Source organism: Floridaenema evergladense BLCC-F167 (assembly GCF_041929205.2).
Classification (GTDB): Bacteria; Cyanobacteriota; Cyanobacteriia; order Cyanobacteriales; family Aerosakkonemataceae; genus Floridanema; species Floridanema evergladense.
The window spans coordinates 651,745-677,356 of the sequence record NZ_CM171625.1 but is presented as its reverse complement, the minus strand read 5'-3'; the positions used below and the strand labels follow the sequence as shown (position 1 = coordinate 677,356).

Here is a 25,612-nt window from a genome sequence, read left to right as displayed (position 1 = left end):
ATTAACTTAATCAAGAATATGGGGATTCTTGCCACAGAATAGCGATCGCCGATCGGATTGCCGAACCAATGGGAGAGAGACGAATTGCTGGTGCAGCACTTTTTTCCCATTGGTTAAGATGTTTAGGAAATGATTGGTCTTGTTTAGCCCGACGGAGGATTGCTTGACCAATAATTTTATTGTAAATTTCTTCGGTAGAAAGCCCTTTTACATTGAGAAAATTTATTAATCTTTGGATACTTTCGACTAGTTTTTCTGGTGGTTGAGTCATAATAATTACTTCGATTTGCTGGACTACTTCGCGGTATAAGTTGAGGTCTTCTTCATCTACTGGTTCTGGTGGAGGCGATGTTGTTGCTATAGGATGCTCAACTTTGGCTTCAATTATATTTAGTAAGCCCAGAATTTTCTGGCGTTTTGCTTGCAGTCGATCGATCATGTTAGAGTAAATTTCTGCTAAACGCGATCGCAAATTTTTACTATTGACAGGACGATTAGAGTTAATCTTTAATACATAAGCACCTGCGACTGACTCAAAAGATTTAATTGTCAGCTTTAGATTATGAAAATCTTGTTCGAGTTTAGCTATTGAAAAAATTAAAGCTTCCCAATTCGGTGGTTCTTTAAAGTTTAATTTGATATGAATACTATCTTCTCGATATTGTTGGGCTAACTCTCCAGGTTTTAAATTGCGCCCGTTGGGATAACGATTGGTAGGGCTTTTGGTAGCGTAATTAAACTGAGTAAAAACATAATCGCAATCAATTTGGGAAAGATCCACATCTTCTAATTGCCAATTGTAAATACAACAACCTGTCATTTGCGATCGATCTAAATTTACCCGAATTAAACTACTTTCTAAAAACAAAGCCTCCGTTAAATCAGTTTCACTCAGAGTTGTATCGCGCAAATAAGCACCGCTGAGATCGGCTCTTTTTAAGTTAGAACCGCGAAAATTTGCTTCACTTAAATCAGCCCGTAACATTAACACATCTTCCAAAGTAGCCCTTAATAAATAAGCTTTTCTAAAACTAGTTTTTAACAAATAGGAACCAGCTAAATTAGCTCGACTTAGATCCGCACTATTCAAACAAGCATCACTTAAATCTGCACCAGTCATAATTACCCGATGTAAATCTGCTTCGCTCAAATCTGCACCCCGCAAACAAACCCCATTTAAGTTAGCTTCAGTTAAATTACTTCCGATTAAAGTTGCATCTCTTAAGTCAGCTAATTCTAAATTTGCTTCGCGCAAATTAGCTCTATTTAAATTAGCATTAATTAACTGTGCTTTTCGCAAATTTACTTCCATTAATTCGGCTTGTATTAATTGCGCTTGAGTTAATTTCGCTTGTTCCAAATTACTTTGGTCTAGTTTCGCACCTTGGAGATTTGCGCTAGTGAGGTCTGCTTGTTCTAACACTGCCCAATTTAAATCAGAACTTTGTAAATTAGCAAAATGTAAATCTGCTTTAGTTAAGTTTACACCGCTTAAAATTGCTTGACAGAGATTAGCATTAGTAAAAGTAGCATGGCGGAGATCGGCTTGGCGAAGACAAGCATTAACTAATTGAGCGCGATTAAAAAATGACCAGCTGAGATTAGCACCCGTAAGATTAGCGCCTGTGAGGTTGATGTCTTGTAAGTTAATACCAGTAAGAATAGCTTTACTTAAATCGACACCAGTAAAATCGCGTTCTCCCTGTTTATAACGAGTAAGAAATTCTTGTGCTTCCATTGCTTCCCCTGAAAAAGAAAAGTTCTAGCCTTGTTGATTGAGTTTTCAGAGGTAAAATATCACTGAAATCCCAAAATGCAAAACCAAAGACTTTTCTGATACCTTAAGTTAACTTTAGTTTAGCTGGATTTTTTGATGTTACTGATGTAGGGCGTTATACCTAATTTTGTAGTAGAGTAAGTCAGAGAGTAAATTCTGATTCTGCGATCGCTAATGTCAAATGGTTATATCGCATAAAAAAATAATGCTACAGATTTCTCCCCACCTCCCCATTAGTTATTTGTAGCAAATATTTGGGTATTCGATATTACTAAGGTAGCCAAACAGGACGAACTCCGGTGATGGGTAGTTCTTCTGGGTTAGAAGTGGTTGAGGTTTCGGTGGTATTAATTGAAGAAATCGGTAATAACCATAATTTACTAGTAACAATTGCTGCATTGTCATCTGTTCTTACTGCATCAGACATTCCAGCTGCGGGTTGTGGTGTAATTAATGGTTGGTCAAATAATAAAGCAATTCCATCAGGGGATAAATTCATTCGCACTTGTCTTTGATTGGAAGAGAATTCTAATAGTTTTTTAGTTTCTCCAGTTTTAAGGTTAATGGCAACAACGTATGGTTGTTCTTGATATTGATCGCCAGGGACAAGTTGAGTGAGTAAACAATAGAGAATTTCGCCTGTAGGGTCGAATTCTGCATCGAGTATGGAACCATTAATGCGTTGTAATTCTTTTTCTGTACCTTGAGTATTAACGAGGAATAGCGATCGCGTAAAGTCCTGATTAAATTTTACTGTAGCGGCAGCTAAACCATTGCGAGAAAAGGCTAAAATTGAGCCATATTTGGGTAAAAAATCTAATGGTTGATCTTGAGAACCTGTTAAGGGAACGATCGCCAATCCTTCCCCTTGAGTCACAGCTAAAGCTTTGCTATCTGGAGTAATTAAAAAGTCGCCTCCGGGTTTTCCTGGTAAAGGTTTTGGTGCAGAATTAGGTTGTAAAGTCCAGATTCCAAACTCTCCAGGGTTGCGACGACTCACTAGCTGCATTACGATCGTTTCCCCGTCAGGAGATAAATCAAATTTCAAAATTTGATAATCTTTGTTGTCTAAAACTAACTTTAGTTTACCTGCTGTTTCTTGAGAAGCGGTTTGTGGATCTGGTGGATTAGTACGAATACCAGTTGTTACTTCATAAATTTTGGCTTGGAGAGCGCCTTGACGTTGAGAATTGCGATCGTTAGCCAGAAATAAGATCCGATCGCCTTGAGGATATAATTTAAAGTCCGATACTACTAAATCTGGCGGAGTTAGGGCAATTGGTTTAGGTTCATTAGCGCTGAGATTTACTAACATTAATTCTCCTGAATTTTGCCCTTCTACACCTATGTAAGCAAATCCGCGATCGCGAGTGCGAAATTTCGCAGAAAAAGGTTGAAGAATTGCGCCTGCTTTTCCCGAATTACTATATTTATCAGTTGCTTTTTCTAAACTTAGTTGATACTCCATCCCATAAGGAGCCGGAGAAATTAAAGTGTAAACTAACCTACGTCCTGCCCAGCTAAATTTCCCTGGTAATGGTGGATTAATTTTCAAATTTTCTTCTACGCTGGCGCGATCCATTGGACGAGTAAAGGTAATTACAAAACGATCGTGTTCTACACCAATTTGTTTATCTTGCCAGGTAAAACTTCGGACGTGAGGTACTGAGCGATCGCCCTGAAATAGGAGAATAGCAATAGCTATAGTCAGTACTCCGATGAGTGTGATGGCAATGCGATCGAGGGATTGAATAGATTTAAATTTGATCATTCTATCGATCATTGTTTAATAATCGTAAGGATTTTTCGGTTGAGGAATTGGAGTTATGGAGTTAGCGTTAATAACTAACTGACGTTTACCTGAAAGAGTTTCTGTAATCATCTCACCTTCTACATTTAACCAGGTATCGGGAGCAAAGCTGCTGCGAGATGAGGTAAGTTTAACTGGCAAACCTACGGGATAGGCATCTGCGGCACAGCAAGTAATAACAAATCGAGATAGTAACAGATAATTATCAGGTAGTTGTGCGGGATGAATGACAAATCCTTCTACTTTTACTTTTTGTCCAGTGTAAGCGTCTGGTTCTGGATAAACATTTAAGGTTCTTACCCAGTCAATCAAGGTACGTTGTTCGGGATGTTTAGCGATTTTAAATTCTCTAGGTTGAGCGCGAGTCATTAGCAAAGTGTCAGTAACGCCTCGTTGTAAAGCTATTTGGCTAGTAAATATCTTAGGCGAAATTAAGAAGCCTAAAATTGCTGCTGTTATTAGGATGATGCTGCTTACACCTGGGGGAAATAGGGTGATATGTTGCTCTGATTGTGGGGGAATATTTTTCCGATTTGGTCGATTTTTAAGATGTGGCTTGAGCATAATCCATGCTTTACTGCCACCGATCGCCAATAACCCAACACTTCCAAAAAGTACTAACCAAAAATAATCCGGGTGAATTAGTAAACCGAGTTGGTCTGTGAGCCAATATTTTAACAGTAAAATTCCCCAAGCGATAATGGCGATCGCATCTAGCCAGGGTACAAGAGATTGATTGATTTTCAGTTTTTTCTTAAGTGTAAAAGTCATCGGGGAACACTGATAGTTAAGGGAACGAGATTAGTTAGCGATCGAGAATCATGGTGGTTAAATTTAGTAGGGTTTTTAATAAATCATTTGATAAATTAAGGTGAACAAAAATGTGAGTTGCGCTGCTAAAGCAAAGATATAAATTATGGCTCTCGACTTAAAGATTGACAGCATTAAGCCAATACCTTTGAGGTCAATCATCGGGCCAAAAATTAAAAATGCTAAGAGGGAAGCGGGGGTAAATGCTGAGGCGAAGGAAAGAGCAAAAAATGAGTCTACTGTGGAGCAAATGGAAACAACTGCGGCTAATACCATCATGGCAATGATGGAGGTGATTGGCCCTTGTCCTAAGCTGAGAATTAGTTCGCGGGGAGCTGAGACTTGAATCACGGATGCGATCGCACTTCCCACAATCAAAACTGCCCCAAGTTCCCGCAATTCTAAGACGCTGTTATCTAAAAACAAACCTAACCGATATTTGAGCGATTTCAAAGATTTCGTCGTCCCAACAGCAGCGGTCATGGGGAAGGTAGCCGTATCCATGCGAATAGTTTGACCTGAACCGGAAATTAAGAAGGTTCCTGACTGTAATAAGGCTGAGACAGGTGCTTCTCGCTGAGACACATCCGACCAATAACCGCGAGGTTTTTTGGTTGGACTCGGCATGGAGTTGACAACCGATGTTTGTAGTAGAGGTCTTAAGTCTGCTTGAGCACTAAATACCCAGCCAATAATGGTGGCAATAGCTAGGGAAAGGACGACGCGCAAAACGACTATTTCTGGTTGGTCGCGGAAAGCTATCCAAGTTGCCCAAATTACAATCGGGTTAACTGTAGGTGCTGCTAACAAAAAGCCGATCGCTACTGGTGCCGATACTCCTTGGGTAATTAACCTTCTGGCTACGGGTACGTTACCACACTCGCATACTGGAAACAGGAAACCGATTAAACTGCCAACGAAAGCACCCAATAAAGGGTTACGAGGTAAAACACTTGTCAATTTACGTTCGTCAATAAATAGTAGCAGCAAACCTGAAAATAACACTCCTAGTAGCAGGAAGGGTAAGGCTTCTACTAGCAAGCTGAGAAATAGAGTGAAAGCATTGTGCAATTGATTCATTGGGTTCCTAGCGGAGGACGTTGTTTACCAGTGGAGATTGTCAAGATATTTTAACGAATCCAGCTGGTTCTCAAAACGGTATATCTGCTGACAGCGGCAATACATTGGGAAACAGAAATTTCTCCAGGAGGAGAAGGCTAATTACAGGGGTTTTCGGGCTGAAGATGAGCATAGCGGTTGTCTGGTTATGATTAGTTTAAGTGTAAATCTTCACTCGTAAGTGGGATTTATTTTTCTGCCTTAAGGTAGATAGTAATTTTATAGGTGACTTGAATCACAAAAATATATTGACGCTGGTCACTGGAAATTATTACCTTAGTTCGTGTAAGTATCTGAAAATTTTTACACCCAGAATAACTATGTCGCAATTAGCTCAACTGAATCGCAGGTCTTCCAGGCTGATTGAACTAAGTTTCGATCATTTAAAGCTATTTGAGCCTGTTATGGCTCAATATAAGGATTTGGGGCTAGAATTTCAAGGGGCGATCGCCTTAAAACCATCCAATCCAGAGTTTTTCACCCAATCTAGCAGCATAGTACTGATGCCCCAGGGAAATAAAATGCTCATAACTACCAATTTTAAAAATCCCGTTGCATTAGTTCGCGCCCAAGTCTGTGGTAGTGATTTAATTGTTTTAACTACTTATGATGCTCGCGGCAATCTGCTCGATCGGGTCAGTAAGCCAGCTGATGTTTCATTAGGTGTGTCATATACTACACAAACAAAAACTGGCTCTACGTGGTTAAAATCAAAACAAAGGGGTATTACTAAGGTTGAGTTACATTCTTGTACTCCGTTTACTTTGTCAAACTTTAGTTTTCTGGGGATAGCTTAACTGGGTTTTGGTTGATTCAATGGGTGCTTCTACTTTATTATTAATTCGTTTGATTAATGAATTATTTAAGGATCAATTTCTAAACAATTTTCCCTTTATTATTCTCAGAAATTATGACTAAGTAATTGAAAAATTAGTAAATTAACCTCTTTTACTAACCAATTAGTTTTTTATTATCTGAGATGCAACCTTTAAGCTTAGAATCAACTCTGCAAGATTTAACTCTGTACGATTTTACTATAGAAAGTGGAACTTTAAGTAAAACAGTAATTACAGGTTTTGAAAAGGATTATTTACTACCCGGAGTAGTAATTACAGAAAATGGTCAACTTTGGGGAATGATTTCTCGACGGGAATTTTTAGAAAGAATGAGTCGTCCCTATAGTTTAGAATTATTCTCCCGACGACCAATTAGTAGTTTATATAGTTTGTCTAGACAAGAACCTTTAGTTTTGCCCAGCGATACTTTAATTGTGACAGCAGCAAAGCGGTCTTTGTGGCGATCGCCAGAATTAGTTTATGAACCAGTTATAGTAGAGGTAAACCCAAAAGAATATAGATTGTTAGATGTCCATCAATTATTAGTAGCACAATCAGATATTCATGAATTAGCTAATTTACTAATTAGAGAACTTTACAACAAAATAGAAAAAGCCAATCAAGAATTACAGCGATTAGCCACTGTTGACGGTCTGACAAATTTGGCTAATCGCAGACAATTCGATCAATATTTATCCCAACAATGGCAACAAATGCGACGACATATAGATTGGTTGTCCTTGGTCATTGTCGATGTGGATTATTTTAAACTTTACAATGATAATTACGGACATTTAGCGGGCGATTTTTGTTTACAAGAAGTAGCTAAAGCCATTAAAAATAGTATCAACCGAAGTACTGATTTAGTAGCAAGATATGGCGGAGAAGAATTTGCTGTGATTTTACCTGCAACTTCTGCTGAAGGTGCGATTTTTTTAGCAGAAAAAATAATTAAAAATGTACGAACGCTAGAAATTGCCCATGAAAAATCCCCGATTTCGTCTTATGTAACAGTTAGTTTAGGCGTGGCGAGCATGATTCCTGATTTAGAAATGACTCCAGCTAATTTGATTACCTCAGCAGATGAAGCGTTGTATGCGGCTAAGGCTTCAGGACGCGATCGCTACATCCTACACTCTTCATTAAGAGAACAGCAAGTTCATCATTAATAAATTAATTTTTTCCCTTTATTCGTGATTAATCTATATCCGCAAAGAGATAATATATCTTTAATTTAATTTTAAGTTAAGAAAACTTTGTCTTTAATTTAACTCTTGTTTTAGATAAAAAAATCAACAATCAATTTTCTATTAACTGGATTAAGGTGCTAAATTGGATACAATAGGGTGTCAAATTTTGCGGAAAATTGCTTGATAGATTTCTTATGCTTACATTAAAACATTTAGCCGACGAAATACCAAATTTAATACCACCAGGAATGGAGAACTTATCTTTAGATTCTACCCTTCAAGAGCTATCGCTTTATGATTTGAGTATCGAAAGCAGTCAACCAGGGAAAGAAGTCGCAAAAGCTTTAGAGGCGAATTCTTTGCTACCAGGAGCTATTGTCTTAGAAGAAGGTCAACTTTTAGGGATGATTTCCCGACGCAAGTTTTTAGAAGCTATGAGCCGACCTTACGGGCTAGAATTATTTATGAAAAGACCAATCAAATCTTTATATTCATTAATCTCTACAGATACTTTAATTATTCCTTGTAATACATTAATTGTAGAGACAGCTAAACGGTGTTTGCAACGTTCCCCAGAGTTAGTTGACGAACCAATTGTAGTAGAAGTAGAGCCGCAAGTTTACCGAATATTAGATATTCATCAATTACTAGTTGCTCAATCATACATTCACGAATTAGCAACTAACGTGATTAATCAACAAACAAAATCCCAAATGTTGCAAACAGAAAAAATGGCAAGTTTAGGGCAGATGGTAGCGGGAGTAGCGCATGAAATTTTGAATCCGGTCAACTTTATTGCCGGAAACATAGAATATTTAGCCAACTACAGTCAAGATTTAATTAATTTACTTGCAGCTTATGAAGCAGAAGTCGATCCTGTACCTGAAAGAGTGAGCGAGTTACTAGAAGAGATAGAGCTTGACTTTTTGAAAGATGATATGCAGCAAGTTATTAATAGTATGAGATTAGGGGCAGAACGGTTAGTCAAAATTATTAATAGTTTGCGTAACTTTTCTCATATCGGAGAGGGACAACAAAAGGCTATAGATATACATGAATGCTTAGAGAGTACGTTGTTAATTTTACACAATCGTGTTAAGTACAAGATTGAGCTAGTGAAAAATTACGGCAAAGTACCTGCGGTGAATTGTTATTCTGGGCAGTTAAGTCAAGTATTTGTCAACATTATTGGTAATGCTATTGATGCCCTCGTGGAAAAAGTTGCTGTTGCGCCTAAAACATGGCAAGCACAAATTACTCTTACTACAGAAGTTGTGGAAGATGAAGAAAAATCATGGGCTGTTGTTCGCATTAGTGATAATGGGCCAGGTATTCCTTTGGAAATTCAGGGGCGAATTTTTGAAACTTTTTTTACTACCAAGCCAGTAGGTAAGGGAACTGGATTAGGCTTGGCGATCAGCCATCAAATTATTACGGAAAACCATCAGGGTAAGTTGAATGTGCGATCGCAAAGTAACAAGATGGAAGACTTTTCTAACACGATTAATACTGAATTCGAGATTATGCTGCCATTAGATTAAGAAGCAGGCGAGATCGAGCAAAATAAATTAAAACTCTATAATTTATTCGGTAGTTAAAATCAGTGAAGGTGGTAGGCTATTGGGTGAAAATATCATATAGTAAGCAAAGTAAAGGTTAGGGCATTCTTACACCAACCCATTGCTTGTATTGGCTTTTACCTTCTGCCTGCTGCTATAAGTGATTAGGTTATTTAACTTTCGTTAGAGATTGTGTCAAAAAAATTTATTTCGTCTCCTTATCTATCTGAAGCAGATAATCAGGATCTCTCGATTGACTCCACCTTGAGTACACTACCGCTGTACTCATTTGCAGCTGATGTAAATTGCTTTCCTGCGGAAGTTGTGGAAGTGTTGGAGAAACATAGCAAACTACCGGGAGTGATTTTATTAGATCGAGGTAAGTTTGTGGGCATGATTTCACGGTTGCGTCTGTTAGAATGTTTAGTTTTAACTGCTAAACAGGATTTATTGTTTAAAAAAACACTACAGTTTATTTATAATTACGCTCGCACTGATGTTTTAATTCTGCCTGAAACTATGCCAATTTTAGCAGCTGCACAAATGGCATTACGGCGATCGTCCGAACTCTTAGGAGAGCCGATCGTTGTTCAATCAGAAACGCAAGATTATAAGTTATTAGATATTCATGAGTTAAACATTGCTCACTGGCAAATTCGGGGAATTGAAACTCAAGTACGCTACGAAAGAACACAGGTGCAATTAATTCAAAGTGAAAAAATGGCTAATTTAGGGCGTTTGGTGGATGGAGTAGCGCACGAAATTTTAGATCCTGTAGGTTTTATTTGGGGAAATTTAAGTCATATTTCAACTTACACCGAAAGCTTATTACAATTAATTTCTGCCCATGAAGAATTTCTGCCAAAAGTGCCTGAAAAAATTTTGGAATTAAAAGATGAGATCGAATTTGATTTTTTAAAACAAGATTTGCCCAGAGCAATTAAAAGTGTTAAAGGCGGTGCAGAGCGATTAAAAAAATTAGTCAGTAGTTTACAGAACTTTTGCCATATTGATGAAGTTTATCCTAAACCTGCCGATCTACACGCTATGTTAGATAGTATCATTTTATTGTTTCAAAGCCGATTAAAAAGCGAAATTGGAATTTTTAAACAATATGGCAATTTACCGCCAATAACTTGTTTTGCCGGACAATTAAATCAAGTATTTATGAATATTCTGAGTGATGCTGTAGATAATTTATTGAATCAAGCAGCTTACCAAGAGTTTACAAAAGAATTGCGTGGTGACAGACAAAGATTTTTTCCGCATAAACCATGTATTGTAATTAAAACTACGGTTGATTCTCCTGAACCTGCATCTAATCCTGAATCTTTAGGGTCACGTTGGGTTTCCATTATAATTGCGGATAATGGCCCTAGTTTATCGCCTAGCGCACTCAAGCAAATTTTAGATTCTTTTTCTGTAGAGAAACGGGCGGAAAAAGAAACAAGCTTAGCGGTGAGTTACCAAATTATTACGGCTAAACATGGAGGAAAGTTGTTGGTTCGATCGGCAAATAGTAAAGATAATTTAAACTCAGAACTATTTTCTGATACGGGTAGAGAGTTTGAAATTCTTTTACCTTTAGTCTAAAGTTATCAATTTCAATATGTGTTGGATGTAGAATTAGTATGGAGAGAGAAAATTTTGTCAGTAGAAAGTCTAATTAACAACATACCTGGAGCTATTTATCGGCGATTGTATGATTGTGATTGGACGATGGAATTTATTAGTGATGCGATCGCAGATATTTCCGGTTATGCCGCACTGGATTTTATAGATAATCGAATTAGAAGTTTCGCTAGTATTATTCATCCCAATGATAAAAAAAATATAGAGCAAAGTATTAGTGAAAGTATTAATTATGGGAAATCCTATATTTTGGAATATCAAATTATTCATGCAGATGGTAATATTAAATGGGTTTATGAAAAAGGACAAGCAATTTTTTCTAATTTAGGAGAAGTTGAATATTTAGATGGGGCAATTTTTGATATTACCGATCGCAAAATAGCCGAATTAGCTTTGCGTGACAGCGAGTATCGTTATTACACGCTGACTAAATCCTCGCCAGTGGGTATATTTCGTATTGATAGACAAGGAAACTGTTTATATGTCAATGAAAGATGGTGTGAAATAGTAGGAATTAGCTTGGAAGAGGCATTAGATAAAGATTGGGTAGAAGCTATTTATTCTGATGACAGAGAGCGAGTTTTTCAAGAATTCGATCCTTCAAGAAATAGAAATAAAAAACTATTAGTAACTATCACCCAAAGAATTCATCAATCTTTAAATTTAGAAGAAATTTTAAATACAACAGTGAGAGAAGTTAGGAAATTACTTAATAGCGATCGAGTTTTAGTTTACCGCATTTGGCAAGACGGAACAGGTAGTGTAGTCACGGAAGCAGTAGTTTCTGATTGTGAAGCAATTTTATAAAAGTTAATTCTCTTCAGTAAAATCCCATGCTGATTGAAAAAATTCATACTCGCACAACATGGCATAATGATAGATTGGTTCGGCTGTTGCTTTAGTTTCGACGTAGCGATCGACTAACGCTTCCAATGCTGTGGTTAATGGGACAAATTCCGAGGAACTATAAGTGCGAATCCAGTCAGCATATTGATGTTCAGGAATACCATTTTTCGCTAATTCTTGCCCTAAAAAAGCATACAATCGCATACAAGGAGCCATCGCAACAGCTGTTAAACCTGCGGCATTATTCCAAGCAGTAGCTAATAGGAAATCTGTATAACGACGAGTAGCTAAAGAAGGAGAAACTTTTTGCAAATTCACTCCCCATTGTGTCGCATAATTCTGATGTAATTTTAGTTCTTCTAAAACCCCGGTTGCTAAGTTGTGAAAAATGAGGAAGCTTTCCCAATTAGGCGATCGCACTGCTGCTATACTATAAGCTCTGGCAAAAGCTTCTAAGAAAAAAGCATCCTGTCCAACATAATAAGCAAAGCGATTTTTTGGTAATGTACCTGTAGCAATTTCCTGCACAAATGGATGTGCTAAACAAGCTTGTGCTAATTCTTGATTCGCTTGCCACAATTCTTCAGAAATAGTCATATTTTTTTAATAAACCGCAAAGAACGCAAAGGAAAAGTAGAAGCTGTGATAATCATTTTAATAGTTTTAAACACGATCGCAATTTTACGCTTTAAAATTTTAATGTAAGTTTGGCTATAAACCAGGAGAATAAAGTGCCAAAATGGAAACTTGTAACAGAATTTACCTTTGATAGCGCTCATTATATCAAAGATTATAATGGCCCTTGCGGACGGCTGCACGGACACACTTATAAGGTGCGAATTGAAGCTACATCAACAAAACTTTATTCATCGGAATTTTGTCCTCATCCGGTGATGGTTGCTGATTTTCGGACATTACGTTGGGCGAAAAAAGATATTACTAAAGGTGGGTTAGATCATGGGATTTTGAATGAAGTAATGCCAGAAGATTACGCAACTACGGCAGAAATGATCGCTAAATTCATTTACGATCGAACTAAGGAAAAATTGCCAGAAAATGTGCAATTAAAAGTAGTTGTATCGGAAACTCCTAATTCTTGGGTGGAATACGAAGATGAGTAAATGCAGACTTGCCATTGATGACCATAGCCTGTAAATTTTTAAATGGGGGAGCGATCGCAAAACTAAGCAAATTTAGACATGACAAAATTACAAGCTTTAATTTTCGATGTAGATGGTACGTTAGCTGATACAGAACGAGATGGTCATCGAATTGCATTCAATCAAGCTTTTGCCGAACAAGGTTTCGATTGGCATTGGTCAGAATCTTTATATGGTGAATTATTAACTGTTGCAGGCGGAAAAGAAAGAATTCAATATTATTTAAAGCAACATCACCCAAATTTTCAGCCTCCATCCCAATGGTCAGAATTTTTAGCAAATTTGCATAAACTGAAAACAAAATATTACCAAGAATTGCTTAAAGCTGCGGCAATTCCTCTTCGACCTGGAGTAAAACGATTAATTAAAGAAGCAAAAGAACAAGGTTTACGTTTAGCTATTGCCACTACCAGTGCTTTACCAAATGCAACAGCTTTGTTGGAACAAACTCTTAATCCTGATTGGTTTGAAATTATTGCCGCTGGCGATATTGTTCCCGCAAAAAAACCCGCACCAGATATCTACAATTATGTATTGGAAAAAATGGGATTAACAGCTAATGAATGTCTAGTTTTTGAAGATTCAAATCATGGTTTACAAGCAGCATTTGGGGCAGATTTAAAAACCATTATTACAGTGAATGACTATACTAAAAATCAAGATTTTAGTCCCGCTTGTTTGGTAGTAAATCATTTAGGCGAATTAGATTTACCATGCGAATTTTTAGCAGGAAATATTCCAGATGTAACAGTTAAATATGTAGATTTAGCTTTATTACAACTTCTACATAATGTCAGTTAATTGAAGATAAAACAAAAAACTTTAACCAGGATTCATAGATTTAACAGATTTTTTAATTAATCCTGCTCATCATGTAAATCCATAAATCCTGATCCTGTTTTGAGTTATCTCTCCTACCCAGAAATTACACGATAAAGTTTAGCTTGCAAGTCCGTCCAACTAACTCCGGCTAAATTAGGAAGCACTACATGAGCATCTTTTACTCTTTCAGAAGGGCCAAGTCCTACTGCCCACATTCTAGCGGCTAAAGCTGCTTCAATACCTGCGGCTGCATCCTCGATAACTAGACAATTTTCCGGGGGAATTCCTATTAGTTTGGCGGCGTGTAAAAACAAGTCAGGTGCGGGTTTTGGGGTTTGGACACTGTAACCATCTGCGATCGCATCTACGCGATTAGCAATTCCCAATTTTTCCACAACTGGACGGGCATTTTTACTAGCTGAACCAATAGCTATTTTAATCCCCGCTTGCCTCAATTCATCTAATAAATTTAAGGCTCCTGGCAACAAATCAGCAGGTGAAATACTCTCAATTGATTGTACATAATAGCTGTTTTTTCGCTCCATCATTTCCAGTAATTTCTCTTCTGAAAATGGGCGATTTCCAGCAATTAATAACAGCGATTCTCTCCGTGATATACCTCTTAATGCTTCATTCGCTTCTCGATTAAAAGGTAATCCTTCTTCATCCGCTAATCTTTGCCAAGCTCGATAATGAAATTCTGCGGTATCAGTGAGAACTCCATCTAAATCAAAAATTACACCTTGAATATTAGGAGTTATATTCCTAGAAACTGAGGTAATATTAGGAGAAACTAAATCGAATTCATGCCAGTTTCCCTGCCAATGCAATTTGAATTTTAAGCGGTTCCAACCAGGGGGTAATTGTGGTTGTGCTACAGGGCCATTTTCTGCAAATTGAACCCCACCAAAACCCAAAACTACAGCTTGCCAAATACCTCCAGCACTAGCACCGTGAATGCCATCATTAGCATTACCTCGGACATCTTCTAAATCTACTAAAGCTGCCTGCATAAATCGATCGTAAGCTTCTTCATTTTTGCCTAAATCTGAAGCTAAAATTGCATGAATTGCTGGCCCTAAAGATGAACCGTAAGTTATATCTGTGCGAGGTGCGTAGTAATCCCAATTTCGCTGCAATGATTCTTGATTGTAAGGAATTTCTTTTGATTGACGCATCAAGTAAAGCAGCATTAAAACATCTGGTTGTTTGAGGACTTGTCGCTTATTTCCTCCTTCAATACCCAGAATTGCTTGCATTGATTTATTCCGAGGTTCATAATCCTCTAAGTTGATATCTTCTAATTTGAAAAATCCTTCAAATTGCTCGATCAATGCACTAGATTCGTCATAAAGAATCCAGAGATTTTTAGCGATATCTTGCCAGCGCGATCGTCTTTCCCCAGTCAGTTTTAGTTTACCTTTCAAATCAGCAAATTTTTCGGGAAAACTGCTACTTAACCAATCATAAACAATCAACGCTTTTTCTAAATGCCATTGCGCCATACGATTAGTAAAAACATTATTGCTGACGTGCTCGTGATACTCATCAGCACCGATTACTTCCCGAATTTCGTAGCGTTCTTCTTTGGTATTCCACTCAACTCGACTCATCCAAAAAATAGCAGTATCGAGAATAATTTCGGCTCCGTAATCTCGCATCCATTCATCATCTTTTGTCGCTTTCCAGTAATACCAAACTGCATAAGCAACATCAGCGCTAATGTGAATTTCCCTATCTCGACACCAAATTCTAATTTCTTCGCCATAAGGCTGATTAGGAAGTGCCCAACGAGGCGTTACTTCATCACCAGTATCAGCACTTTCCCAAGCATACATTGCTCCTTTATATCCATAATGTGCTGCTTTACGTCTGGCTCCATTTAAAGTGTAATAACGATAAGTTAATAAGTTACGTGCTATCTTTGGTTGGGTAAAAGTAAAGAAAGGCAAAATAAAGATTTCTGTGTCCCAAAAAACGTGACCCCGATATCCAAAACCGGAAAGAGTTTTCGCAGGAATACTCACTTTATCATCATAACGAGGCGCACTAATTAGCAGTTGGAATAAGTTGTAACGTATAGCTAATTGTGCTCTAGTATCTCCCTCAACTACAATATCACTTTGATGCCAAACTTCTTGCCATGCTGCTTCAGTTGCATTTAATAATGTAGTGTAATTAGGTAATTGAGTGAGTTTATTTTGTGCTGTTTCTACCGGGTTTTCTGTTTCTCGTGAAGTGAAAACTGTAATTAATTTTTCTACTATGACATTAGTTCCGGGACTAGCAATAAAAGTTGAACTAATTGTCGGATATCCTGGCGCATTTGTAACTTGTAATGCAGCATCAATTCCCAAAATTGCTATTTTAAATGCTATAGCTAATTCAATTCGAGAAGCACGAGTGCGAGCATTTAACCAAGCTCCACTATCAATTTTTCCTTGGTTAAGTAATTCCCAATGATTGTAACCTTGATTTTCTGGGTAGCCGTTAATGCTTGCTTGAATTTCTACTGTTAATTGTGAGTCTAAAGGTGTAATTTCAAAACGCAATGCCAGAACGTTTTGATCTGCTAAACTAGCGAATCGTTCCCAACAAAGGTCAACAGTTTTGTTATTAGGACTGCGCCAACGGACTCGACGAGATAGAATACCGCGACGTAAGTCTAATTGTCGCTGATAACTGAGGATTTGTCCTTGATCTAAACGAAAACGATCGCCATCTACAATGACTAAAAAAGGCAACCAATCAGGACAGTTAGCTAGTTCAGTATAGACGATCGGAACATCATCATAAACACCATGAATTAATGTTGATGGTGATGAACGTGGATAGCCTTCTTCAAAACTACCCCTAGTACCTAAATAACCATTGCCAATAGTAAAAACAGTCTCTCTTGAATGTAATTGTTCCGGCTCAAACTGGTTTTCGGTTAAAGTCCAGTCTGTGTAAATTAATGATTGATTTTGTCTGGCTCTATCCATCGGTGCTGGTGTTAGTTTATGTAACTATTAATTTGCAATTTGAGGAAAGAAATTTGGACTTGACACTCCAGAGAATGCTTAAATTATTCTGATTTTAAATATTGTTTGGAAAAACAACTTCATACTCTAGTAGCATTCCCTATCTAAAATCAGCAATAATTTACTAAAACAACCTTTTTTTTCAGAATTTCCTGGTAGTATTTTCAGAGATCACCGTTTCTGATGCTGCTCCAGGATAATTTCTGCTCTAGGTTTATAAATTAAAAAGAATAGTGCTTCTAAATAACGCTGTAGAGCTTCTTTGCTATCGCGGGAAATGTAGTTCCAAAATTGGGAGATTTTGGCGATCGACAACACTTTTGTAGTATGCAATTCCCAGTTAAACTCATTACGCACTCTTTGAATCGCTTTTTCAGATAATTGTTCCCAGTATTGAGAATTTTCTGTACAACGATCGAGAAAATTAACAATTTTTTCCGCCGTTCCCAACAAATCTGTAGGATTGATTAAGAATCCGCTTTCGCCATCTTGAATAATTTCTAGCGCACCGCCAAACTGGGTGGCAAAAGTTGGTAAACCAGAAATCATAGCTTCTAAAATCGTCATTCCGAAGGCTTCAAACCGAGCAAAATGAACAAAGATTCCTTGAGCATCTGCGATCGATCTATAAACCTCCCCTAACTCCGCATTTGGTAAGCGCATCCCTAACCAACGAATACAACCATAAAGTTGATATTGTTGAATAATTTCATGTAATCTTTCGATTTCCCTAGCTTCTTCCGGGTTATTAGCTTCATAACTATGCAATTTGCTAGTAACTAAGATTAAATTGCAACGTTCTTGCAACTCTTTACTCATCCCAAAACACTCAGCTAAACCCGCTAAATTCTTAATCGAATTAATCGGTGCTAAAGCAAAAATTGGTTGTTTATCTGCATTTTCTAAATGTCCCAAAACTTGCGAATCTTCACTGATAAAAAGTAATTCTTTAATCTTTTTTGTGATTTCATTTGAGCGATTCTCAGTCTGATTGTAGGGGAAAAAGAATTTTTCATCAACTCCGGGAACTACTACGTTAAACTTGGGACTAAATAAATTGACTCCATGCACCACATGATATAAATGTGGCATAGTAAAGCAATTATAAGACTCATACTGCCCTATAGTATCCGGCGTTCCCACAATTTCTTGAAAAGAAGAAGTAATGATAAAATCAGCAGCATTCATGCTAATTAAATCAGCTGTAAATTGTGCTGAAAAATGATACTCTTCTTCTAAGTCTTGCCAGTACAAATTACTGAATAAGTACTTGGGTTTTTCTAACGAATGAGCAATATTACATTGAGTAACTTTCAAACGACTCGCCAACAGGAAAGCCACTAAATTACCATCACTGTAATTACCGATTATTAAGTTAGGTTTTCCTCCCATTTCTTGCAATAATTCTTGCTCTGCATCCAAGGCAAAGGTTTCTAAATAAGGCCAAATTTCAAATTTTCTAATCCAGTTTTGCGTAACCTTTGAATTAAATTCTCGAAAAGGAACCCGCAATATCCAAGCATTTTCTGTGTCAGTAATTTTTTCTAAACGTAGATTGCATTTTGTCCCTTCGCAATTAGGAATTAACCTAGTTAAAATAGTTACTTGCGGTTTAATTCCTAAGCATTCCAAACCCGCCTGTTTAATCTCTTCTGTAAGTCGGTTTTCTAGGTTTCTCGCTTGGTTAAGTACATAAACAACTTGACCTGCGGTTTCTGGTCTTCCTAAGACTTCTTCTTGACCTACCCAACCGTGAACCGAAATTAATACTACTCGAAAAACTGAGGGAATTCGAGCAACAAATGCTTCTAAAATAGCTGGATCTGGGTTGTCAATCAACCGTTGAAAAAGGGCAAAAGTTTCACGTACACGAGATGCTGTATTTCCCCAACCTGGCTCAAAACCGAGTGCTTGTAATTCGCTATTAAATTTTTCATAAGGTTCATTAGCTGGTCTTTCGCTAATTAAATTTAAAGCTTGTTTTACTTGTGCTAATAATTCGGTTCCTGACTTAATTTGTTCGTTGATTAGTAAAGGGATATCGTCATATTGATGTCTTTGCAGAATTTCCCACAAAGATTCTAACCAATAATTAGGATTAGTGGTTATTTGACTATGTAAATGACGATGCCAAACTGCTAAACCTTGACCAATATTTCTGGCATCATTAACTACGGGTGAATTTTCATAAAAGGGAGCAAAGTCAAGTTCTAAAATGCGGGGTTGATAGCTGTTTACTAAGCGATCGCGCAAGTCCAACAAAACTTTTTGCTCTTCTTGTTCCCAATTACTTAAATCTGGAGAAATTCGCCAAACCTGTTGACTGGCAATTCTAGGACGAACTAAAAACCAAATATAGTTATCTTCTAAAATTATTTCATGAGTATAGTTAACTAACTGTCCCAAGGAAGAAGAATGGTAAAAATAATTTGGTTTTTCTGATTCCTGACAGTAATCAGCAAAGGTTTGTAAAATCTCATTTCTCAAGAAATAATTTTTTCCAGAAGCTTTCAAACTGTTAATTAATTGTTGTAAATCTGTTTTTTGCTCGCTGTTTAAAACAGCTTGAACAGTTTCATACATAGTACTTTCCTGTTAAAGCATTTAACTTTTTTAAATACACTTACAAATAATTTAAGGCTTAGTAACTAAGTTGCTCTCCTGCTAAAGATAGATAAAAGTGCAGATTAATTATTTTTTACATTTGCCGTCAATATTAGTTTACTATTGCAGAGTTTCTTTAAGCCTACTTGGTATTCCTAATTACCAGGATCTCTGTAATAAATTACGTAAAACCACGATTCAATGGCTCTCCCGTACTTGTGGTGGAAAACTCTGGTTTTAGGGACTGGGGACTGGGGACTAGGGACTGGGAAACCTTGTGGAGTAAGCACTTGGCTAATTAATTAGGTTTACTTATCACCATGATTACGGGAGAGCCGATTCAATTTGCTCTCATTAGTTATTAGTCTAAATTAAGCTATATTATTTATGGTTATAGTTAGGCTGTTCTCCTTATGTCAACTAATCTAATATCTTCTACTTCACCGGATTTTTTAGAGACTTTAACTAAAGCAGCCGTTGAGCAAAAACGCGATCGCCCTAAAGCATCTGAAGTCACTCAAGCTTTATTAGAAGCCGAAAAATTTACCAAACAACAACGAATAAATTACCCTCTAGAAACTTTAATCGGTTCTTGGCGACTGCATTTTGTTGTGTCACCGAAAAAGTCGCGTCAGCGATCGGGAATTAAAATGGGAAATGGGTTTTATTTACCGAAGTTTATCAAAGCTCAAATTTCTTTTTTCCCAGCCGAAGTGGATAATAATCTGAATCCAGATCGGCTAAAAATTGGCAATCAATTGTATGTTGGCACGATCTCTTTTAAGTTTAATGGACCAGCCAAATATTTAGGCAAGAAAAACCTTTTAGCTTTTGACTTTACCCAAATTCAAGTAGGGTTTTTGAGTTTTACCGTTTATAGCGGTAACTTTCGCGGTGGACAGAAAAAAAGCCAAGAATTTGAGCAAAAACATATTAGAGACCTACCATTTTTTGCTTTCTTTGCAATTAATGAAAAATACATTGCGGCAAGAGGTAGAGGTGGTGGTTTAGCAATTTGGGTGAAAGAAGCGTAAAGATTCAGACGAAACAAATTAAAAATGAAAGCAAAAAATTGGCTAAGTTGGATTCAGAAAACAGGGCTATATTTAATAATATGTTGCTTACTGTTTTTAAGCATTTTACCTCAAGCTTGGGCAGCAGATTTAGGAAATGGCGAAAAAGTTTTTCAAGCTAATTGTGTAGGCTGTCATGTAAATGGCAGTAACATAATTCGTCGGGGCAAAAACTTAAAGTTAAAAGCTTTGCAAAAAAATGGTTATGCTGATGTAGAAGCGATCGCTTCCATAGTCACAAATGGTAAAGCCAATATGTCAGCTTACAAAGACCGTTTAACTCCAGAGCAAATCGAAAACGTTGCAGCTTACGTACTCGAACAAGCTCAAAAAGGCTGGTAGAAATAAGCTCTCATGCAGAAGGTGAGAAGGGACGCAAGAACACAGAATACCTTTTCCCTTTCCTCCCTTCTACTTTATCCTAAGCTGCTTGCAGCGGATTTAAAAACCGACTACTAAATTTTATGACATCACCAAGGTCTACATCTTGATCTTTCTCTGCATTCAAAAATACATTTAATACCTGATTTCCGCCATCTTGAATTTCTGGTTTAATTGCTCCCATATTCAGCAAACTAGCTACACTTGCAACTATTGTGGGTAAAATTGTTTGGACTTGGTTTGCACTTAATCCAGTAATTTGAGTAATTGCTTGAATTATTTGCTGTTGGACTTGAGGCGAAATTAAAGATTGCAGTACTGTGGTATTACCATGAGCATTTATAGCTTGATTTATGAAATTTTCTAAATTGCCATTTGGTAGTGATTTTTGTTGTTGTAATACTGGGCGAATTAAACTGCCTACAGTTGACATTACATTTTGCATTTTAGCTGGATCAATTCCATAATTGGCTGACAACTGATTAACGGTATTCATAACTGACTCCAGCCGAGAAACACTACCTTGCTGGTTAGGATTGTTGATGGAGCAAAGAATATCAAAAAAGAGTCCCATGATTTTTTCAGTTCAAATAATTGAGTAAATTTTTGGGAGTTGCCTATCACTGATCTCAAAAGATTAGGTTAGGCAACTCAGAAAAAGTTTTATTTGGATTTACCTTTTAAAGGTATACGAACGTGGAAAGAGCGAATTAAACGCAACCACTGACCATCATTGGTATAGTAACCGACTTCTGCAATGTAATCCCGATCGCTCACTCTCACAATAACGTGCTTATCCTGTTGAGTTTCTTTGCAAAAGTACTCCTGCGTGTTGTGAGGTTGCTGATAGTCAATATCCAAATCTGTGGCATCATGAACCCGAAGCATAAATCTTTCTCCACCTTTTTGCTGAAGAGCTATTTTATAGTCTTCGGAAACTTCCCAGTAAGCGTAAGCATCACAAGCATTCAAAGGGACAAGAATAATTCGACATTCGCTTTTGCTTGCAGGTTGACCATTTGCGCGATTATTATCTTCAGAACTTTGTGAAGTTGTTGTCGCAGATGTTGCCACTCCCGCAACTGCGGCTATATCTCCATTAACTGCTGCACTGTTTGTGTTGGCATCTCCAGTTAAAGCGATCGCTGTTTCGCTGACATCTCCTACTACATTCGGAGTTAATGTAGTAACATTGCTCAGTTCATCGGAAATAACTGGAACTGCATCACCGATAAAACTGGATGGTATTTTTGCGGGTAGGATTGTGGTGTCGATCGATTGAATCGAAACTTCTTTTGGTGGGCTAACAATTTGCAGTGAAGCAGAACGAGCTAATTTTAGCCATTGTCCTTCATCTGTAATGTAACCTACCTCGGCTACAAAATCGCGATCGCATAGCGTGCCGTTAGGCACGCTATGCGGAATCGCTACCCGCAAATTTGTAGAATTGAGATCGCATTCATACTCCTGAAAACTATTCGCTGGTTGTCGATCGAAATCGATACCTGTAATGTCGTAGACTCGCAGCAGCAGTATTTTTCCCGCTTGTTGTATTTCTGCTTTTTGTGTTTCGGAAATTTCCCAGTCAGCTTCCGCTTCTTGTGGGTTAGTTTGAACTAGAATTAACCGACTTTCTGGAATCACAGGAGTTGGGGGAGTTTCTGGTGCCATCACTCCACCAGCTAACCCAATTCCCGCAGCAGCAGCGGCGACTCCTAATCCATCTATAGTTGCAGGAATTTGACTATCTGAGACTTCGCTAGTGATTCTTACTGGAGAAGAACGGGCAATTTTAAGCCATTGTCCATAATCGGTCATGTAACCAATTTCGGCAATGTAATCGCGATCGCTCAGTGGAATCGGAATTTGTAAATGTGTCTTTTGTTCCTCGCACTCATGTTGCCACTCACTATGGGCCGATTGCAAATCTAAGTCAATGTCTCCGGTAATGTCATAAAGGCAGAGTGTTAGTTTTTTCCCACCCAACTCTCTAAGTTCTGCCAATTTTTCCGGGGAAATTTCCCAGGAAGCTTCTGCTTCTTGTGGGCTAGTTTGAACTAGAATTAATCGACTTTCTTCAATGACAGGAGTTGCGGGAGTTTCTGATGCCATCACTCCATTAGCTAACCCAATTCCCGCAGCAGCAGCGGCGACTCCTAATCCATCTATAGTTGCAGGAATTTGACTATCTAAAACTTCGCTAGTGATTCTTACTGGAGAAGAACGGGCGATTTTGAGCCATTGTCCATAATCGGTCATGTAACCAATTTCGGCAATGTAATCGCGATCGCTCAGTGGAATCGGAATTTGTAAATGTGTCTTTTGTTCCTCGCACTCATGTTGCCACTCGCTATGGGCTGGCTGCAAATCTAAGTCGATGCCTCCGGTAATGTCATAAAGGCAGAGTGTTAGTTTTTTCCCACCCAACTCTCTAAGTTCTGCCAGTTTTTCCGGGGAAATTTCCCAGGAAGCTTCCGCTTCTTGTGGGCTAGTTTGAACTAAAATTAACCGACTTTCTGGAATGATAGGAGTTGCGGGAGTTTCTTGGGGAATCAATCCACCAGCTAATCCTACTCCCGCAGCAGCAGCGGCTATTGCTGCTTCAGGAATTTCCCAATCTGCTTCTGCTAATTGATCTGATGAAATTCTGAGATGATTAGAACGAACCACACTTAGCCAACCATTATCGCTGGTGAGATAACCGAGTTCGGCAATATAATCTCGATCGAGATGTGCGATCGGCAAATGTAAATCCTGCTGTTGTTCGCTACAGTTAAACTCCTCAACACTGTGCGGTTTTTGGTGATCCATGTCAATCCCAGTGACATCATAAAGACGCAGCTTCATTTTTTGCCCGCCTTTTTGCCGCATCTCTTCTTTTACTCGATCGGGAACTTCCCAATAAGCATAAGCCTCTCGATTATTCCGAGACGCGAGAACTAATCGGCTTCTAGGAATTGGTGCCGGAACGACTGGGGGAACAACAACTTCAGGGGCAGCACCACCTCGACCTTTGAACAACCACCAGAATAACCCACCCAACAGAGGCAGCAACAGCAACAACCAAAGCCAAGGTAAAATTTTATCCGTTGACTCGTCATCGGCAACTGCACCCGCACCCGCATTAGGTTCGGTTGCTGCTGGTGAAGACGCATCAGGCGCAACAGCGACAGGAGGCGCAACAGCAGTAGGAGTTTTGGTAGTTGGCGCTGCGGTTGTGCTACCATCAATGGCCCCTATTGCCCCAGAAATTCTACTAGCTTCAACTAACGGTTGGTTTTGTGAAGATGTGGCATTTCCCAAAAATGCCAGGATCGTTGGAGAGACGTTTGATTTTTTGTAAACGTAAAGCAGAGGTTGGGAGAAGGGATAACGAGGACTGTTCGGTAGAACATTGTGCATTGAGACGATTCGCACTCTGGGGTTGTTGACTACTTGATCGGAAATTGCATATCCAATCCCGTCTCTTCCCAGTTGCTTAATTACTGCTTCGGTGCTGTCTCGAGAAACTTTTTTGTGATTTGAGCTAGGTTTAAAGCTGTCTTTTTGGAAAATGGTGTAAGTGGTGAATGCTTGACGAGTATCGCTACTCTCTGGGCGATCGACTATGCGAATTTTCCCTGGCTTTCCACCAACTTGCGCCCAGTCGGAAATTTCACCCCGATAAATTTTGGCAAACTGTTGGGCTGTAATACTTTTCTGGAATCTGTTATTTCGTCCCACGATAATGGCGATTTTGTTGCGAGTTATAGGAACAGCAACTAACCCTTGGGCTTTTTCTTCTTTAGTCAGGGGGCGACCAATGGCAGCTAAGTCTATTTTTTCTTCTTCTAAAGCTTTAAGTGCGGCGTTAGTTCCTTGATATGAAAATTTAATATCTGTACCCGGATATTTACTTTTAAAATTTTTCTCCAAAGCTTCATTAATCTTGCTCATGCTTGTGGAACCAGCAACACGCAATGTTTTGCCGGGTGGAAGTTCCTTGGGAATTGGAAAAGAAGGATTATTCGATGATTGGGCTAGTAGGGTTTGGGTTGTGGAATTAGCTACAACTCTCATAGCGATCGCTAAGGAAATCAGAGTTGCGCTATTTGCCAAAGCTAACGTAATCGCTAAAGCCGCTAACGGTCTTTGTTTTTTACCAGACACTTTTCTAATCCTTTGTATACTAGAAAACTTTGACAGAGAACAACCGAAATCAATAGAGTATAACCTTTTAGTTAATATCTTTTGCTCGATAGGTTTTTGTCAACACTAATCTAGTTAATATTTATCACTAAATTGGTTGCTGTTTAATTTACTTCATGAGTAAATTCCCAATCTGTAAATCTTAAGTTGTTTATTGTAACTACTTATACATTATTTCGATTGTTAGAGAACAAACGCTGTAGTGAGGTAAACACCACTTTGAGCAGTATGGTTTTCCTACTGATTTTGCCTTTAGAAGCAGGCATGATGGAGTTAATTGAATTCGGAAGTGGGTTTAAGCCTGCATAGAAAAAATGAATGCACAATTTGAAAAATTTGAAGACCAAGCACCAACTGTAATCGTTGAACCAAACACAGTTGAAGAAGCGGAAACTACTACTGAAAATCAGGAAAAAGTGCGGGTAGAAGAAGTTAAATTTAACCGCGATACGGTTGTTGATTTCTACAAAAATGTAGTTAATAGAACTGAGAATCGTTATCTAGTAGTTAAAAACAAACAAGGGCGAGTTTTAACAGAAATTCCTCTGTTAGTTGGTGTTCCTGGCTTAGTTGTCGGTACGGTTGTATTTCCCTTCGCTGCGGCGATAGTGGCTGTAGCAGCAACAGTAGCTAATGTGACTGTGGCGATCGAACGTAAGCAATAATATTTCCCCTAGCTAATTATTGAAAATCTAACAGCGCTGTTCCGATTTGGTTGCCGGAAAGCGCTGTTTGTTTATGATAGAAGAAAGACAGAAGGGGAGGTAGAACCTCCCCATACT

At 38.2% G+C, this 25,612-nt stretch carries 19 protein-coding genes; 10 read left to right on the top strand and 9 right to left on the bottom strand.

Annotation, left to right across the window (positions count from 1 at the left end; genetic code table 11):
• Positions 1–10 precede the first annotated feature (10 nt).
• From ACE1CA_RS03090 to ACE1CA_RS03075, 4 genes are all read right to left on the bottom strand, one after another.
• Positions 11–1,738, bottom strand: coding sequence for a pentapeptide repeat-containing protein (locus ACE1CA_RS03090; protein ID WP_413281262.1), 1,728 nt, complete (start codon positions 1,736–1,738; stop codon positions 11–13).
• A 310-nt stretch (positions 1,739–2,048) separates the two neighbouring features.
• On the bottom strand, positions 2,049–3,560 hold the full coding sequence (locus tag ACE1CA_RS03085; RefSeq protein ID WP_486517635.1) for a hypothetical protein: 1,512 nt from the start codon (positions 3,558–3,560) through the stop codon (positions 2,049–2,051).
• Positions 3,561–3,563: 3 nt separating this feature from the next.
• Entirely contained in the window at positions 3,564–4,358 is a 795-nt protein-coding gene (locus ACE1CA_RS03080; RefSeq protein WP_413281264.1) for a TIGR03943 family putative permease subunit, read from the bottom strand.
• Between the two features lie 75 nt (positions 4,359–4,433).
• Positions 4,434–5,477, bottom strand: coding sequence for a permease (locus ACE1CA_RS03075; protein ID WP_413281265.1), 1,044 nt, complete (start codon positions 5,475–5,477; stop codon positions 4,434–4,436).
• A 359-nt stretch (positions 5,478–5,836) separates the two neighbouring features.
• On the opposite strand from ACE1CA_RS03075, the gene ACE1CA_RS03070 reads away from it, so the two are divergent.
• The 5 genes from ACE1CA_RS03070 to ACE1CA_RS03050 all read left to right on the top strand — a co-directional run bounded on the left by ACE1CA_RS03070 (position 5,837) and on the right by ACE1CA_RS03050 (position 11,540).
• Positions 5,837–6,313 carry a hypothetical protein gene (locus ACE1CA_RS03070; RefSeq protein WP_413281266.1) on the top strand — a complete coding sequence of 159 codons (477 nt, stop codon included), beginning with the start codon at positions 5,837–5,839 and terminating at the stop codon, positions 6,311–6,313.
• A gap of 182 nt (positions 6,314–6,495) precedes the next feature.
• Positions 6,496–7,521 carry a diguanylate cyclase domain-containing protein gene (locus ACE1CA_RS03065; protein ID WP_413281267.1) on the top strand — a complete coding sequence of 342 codons (1,026 nt, stop codon included), beginning with the start codon at positions 6,496–6,498 and terminating at the stop codon, positions 7,519–7,521.
• A 215-nt stretch (positions 7,522–7,736) separates the two neighbouring features.
• Positions 7,737–9,083, top strand: a complete 1,347-nt coding sequence (locus ACE1CA_RS03060) for an ATP-binding protein (RefSeq protein ID WP_413281268.1) — start codon at positions 7,737–7,739, stop codon at positions 9,081–9,083.
• Positions 9,084–9,293: 210 nt separating this feature from the next.
• On the top strand, positions 9,294–10,694 hold the full coding sequence (locus ACE1CA_RS03055) for a sensor histidine kinase (protein ID WP_413281269.1): 1,401 nt from the start codon (positions 9,294–9,296) through the stop codon (positions 10,692–10,694).
• Positions 10,695–10,748: 54 nt separating this feature from the next.
• Positions 10,749–11,540 carry a PAS domain-containing protein gene (locus ACE1CA_RS03050; RefSeq protein ID WP_413281270.1) on the top strand — a complete coding sequence of 264 codons (792 nt, stop codon included), beginning with the start codon at positions 10,749–10,751 and terminating at the stop codon, positions 11,538–11,540.
• A 3-nt stretch (positions 11,541–11,543) separates the two neighbouring features.
• Here ACE1CA_RS03050 and ACE1CA_RS03045 read toward each other — a convergent pair whose 3' ends face one another.
• Positions 11,544–12,176, bottom strand: a complete 633-nt coding sequence (locus ACE1CA_RS03045) for a TenA family protein (protein ID WP_413281271.1) — start codon at positions 12,174–12,176, stop codon at positions 11,544–11,546.
• A gap of 134 nt (positions 12,177–12,310) precedes the next feature.
• Between ACE1CA_RS03045 and ACE1CA_RS03040 the strand changes: the two genes are divergently transcribed.
• Positions 12,311–12,700 (top strand): 6-pyruvoyl trahydropterin synthase family protein, encoded by a 390-nt coding sequence (locus ACE1CA_RS03040; protein ID WP_413281272.1) that lies wholly within the window; start codon positions 12,311–12,313, stop codon positions 12,698–12,700.
• Between the two features lie 78 nt (positions 12,701–12,778).
• Entirely contained in the window at positions 12,779–13,540 is a 762-nt protein-coding gene (locus tag ACE1CA_RS03035; protein ID WP_413281273.1) for an HAD family hydrolase, read from the top strand.
• A 113-nt stretch (positions 13,541–13,653) separates the two neighbouring features.
• Here ACE1CA_RS03035 and pgmB read toward each other — a convergent pair whose 3' ends face one another.
• Both pgmB and ACE1CA_RS03025 read right to left on the bottom strand, forming a co-directional pair.
• Positions 13,654–16,545 carry a beta-phosphoglucomutase gene (pgmB, locus tag ACE1CA_RS03030; protein ID WP_413281274.1) on the bottom strand — a complete coding sequence of 964 codons (2,892 nt, stop codon included), beginning with the start codon at positions 16,543–16,545 and terminating at the stop codon, positions 13,654–13,656.
• A gap of 210 nt (positions 16,546–16,755) precedes the next feature.
• Positions 16,756–19,167 carry a sucrose synthase gene (locus ACE1CA_RS03025; RefSeq protein WP_413281275.1) on the bottom strand — a complete coding sequence of 804 codons (2,412 nt, stop codon included), beginning with the start codon at positions 19,165–19,167 and terminating at the stop codon, positions 16,756–16,758.
• A 434-nt stretch (positions 19,168–19,601) separates the two neighbouring features.
• Between ACE1CA_RS03025 and ACE1CA_RS03020 the strand changes: the two genes are divergently transcribed.
• A complete protein-coding gene (locus ACE1CA_RS03020; RefSeq protein WP_413281276.1) occupies positions 19,602–20,222 on the top strand; it encodes a hypothetical protein in 621 nt (206 codons plus the stop codon).
• A 24-nt stretch (positions 20,223–20,246) separates the two neighbouring features.
• Complete coding sequence (gene petJ / locus ACE1CA_RS03015; RefSeq protein WP_413281277.1) at positions 20,247–20,603, top strand: cytochrome c6 PetJ; 357 nt, start codon at positions 20,247–20,249, stop codon at positions 20,601–20,603.
• 79 nt (positions 20,604–20,682) lie between these two features.
• Here petJ and ACE1CA_RS03010 read toward each other — a convergent pair whose 3' ends face one another.
• Together ACE1CA_RS03010 and ACE1CA_RS03005 are read right to left on the bottom strand one after the other, a co-directional pair.
• Positions 20,683–21,138 (bottom strand): hypothetical protein, encoded by a 456-nt coding sequence (locus ACE1CA_RS03010; RefSeq protein ID WP_413281278.1) that lies wholly within the window; start codon positions 21,136–21,138, stop codon positions 20,683–20,685.
• Between the two features lie 167 nt (positions 21,139–21,305).
• A complete protein-coding gene (locus ACE1CA_RS03005) occupies positions 21,306–24,791 on the bottom strand; it encodes a DUF4912 domain-containing protein (protein WP_413281279.1) in 3,486 nt (1,161 codons plus the stop codon).
• Between the two features lie 353 nt (positions 24,792–25,144).
• On the opposite strand from ACE1CA_RS03005, the gene ACE1CA_RS03000 reads away from it, so the two are divergent.
• Positions 25,145–25,495 (top strand): DUF4342 domain-containing protein, encoded by a 351-nt coding sequence (locus ACE1CA_RS03000; RefSeq protein ID WP_413281280.1) that lies wholly within the window; start codon positions 25,145–25,147, stop codon positions 25,493–25,495.
• Positions 25,496–25,612: the final 117 nt, after the last annotated feature.

Excerpts from the sequence above, each read along its gene's own strand:
- ACE1CA_RS03045 (WP_413281271.1), bottom strand. The coding sequence starts at position 12,176 with ATGACTATTTCTGAAGAATTGTGGCAAGCGAATCAAGAATTAGCACAA.
- ACE1CA_RS03060 (WP_413281268.1), top strand. The coding sequence starts at position 7,737 with ATGCTTACATTAAAACATTTAGCCGACGAAATACCAAATTTAATACCA.
- ACE1CA_RS03085 (WP_486517635.1), bottom strand. The coding sequence starts at position 3,560 with ATGATCGATAGAATGATCAAATTTAAATCTATTCAATCCCTCGATCGC.
- ACE1CA_RS03035 (WP_413281273.1), top strand. The coding sequence starts at position 12,779 with ATGACAAAATTACAAGCTTTAATTTTCGATGTAGATGGTACGTTAGCT.
- ACE1CA_RS03070 (WP_413281266.1), top strand. The coding sequence starts at position 5,837 with ATGTCGCAATTAGCTCAACTGAATCGCAGGTCTTCCAGGCTGATTGAA.
- ACE1CA_RS03000 (WP_413281280.1), top strand. The coding sequence starts at position 25,145 with ATGAATGCACAATTTGAAAAATTTGAAGACCAAGCACCAACTGTAATC.
- pgmB (WP_413281274.1), bottom strand. The coding sequence starts at position 16,545 with ATGGATAGAGCCAGACAAAATCAATCATTAATTTACACAGACTGGACT.
- ACE1CA_RS03010 (WP_413281278.1), bottom strand. The coding sequence starts at position 21,138 with ATGAATACCGTTAATCAGTTGTCAGCCAATTATGGAATTGATCCAGCT.
- ACE1CA_RS03020 (WP_413281276.1), top strand. The coding sequence starts at position 19,602 with ATGTCAACTAATCTAATATCTTCTACTTCACCGGATTTTTTAGAGACT.
- ACE1CA_RS03025 (WP_413281275.1), bottom strand. The coding sequence starts at position 19,167 with ATGTATGAAACTGTTCAAGCTGTTTTAAACAGCGAGCAAAAAACAGAT.
- ACE1CA_RS03080 (WP_413281264.1), bottom strand. The coding sequence starts at position 4,358 with ATGACTTTTACACTTAAGAAAAAACTGAAAATCAATCAATCTCTTGTA.
- ACE1CA_RS03065 (WP_413281267.1), top strand. The coding sequence starts at position 6,496 with ATGCAACCTTTAAGCTTAGAATCAACTCTGCAAGATTTAACTCTGTAC.
- petJ (WP_413281277.1), top strand. The coding sequence starts at position 20,247 with ATGAAAGCAAAAAATTGGCTAAGTTGGATTCAGAAAACAGGGCTATAT.
- ACE1CA_RS03090 (WP_413281262.1), bottom strand. The coding sequence starts at position 1,738 with ATGGAAGCACAAGAATTTCTTACTCGTTATAAACAGGGAGAACGCGAT.
- ACE1CA_RS03075 (WP_413281265.1), bottom strand. The coding sequence starts at position 5,477 with ATGAATCAATTGCACAATGCTTTCACTCTATTTCTCAGCTTGCTAGTA.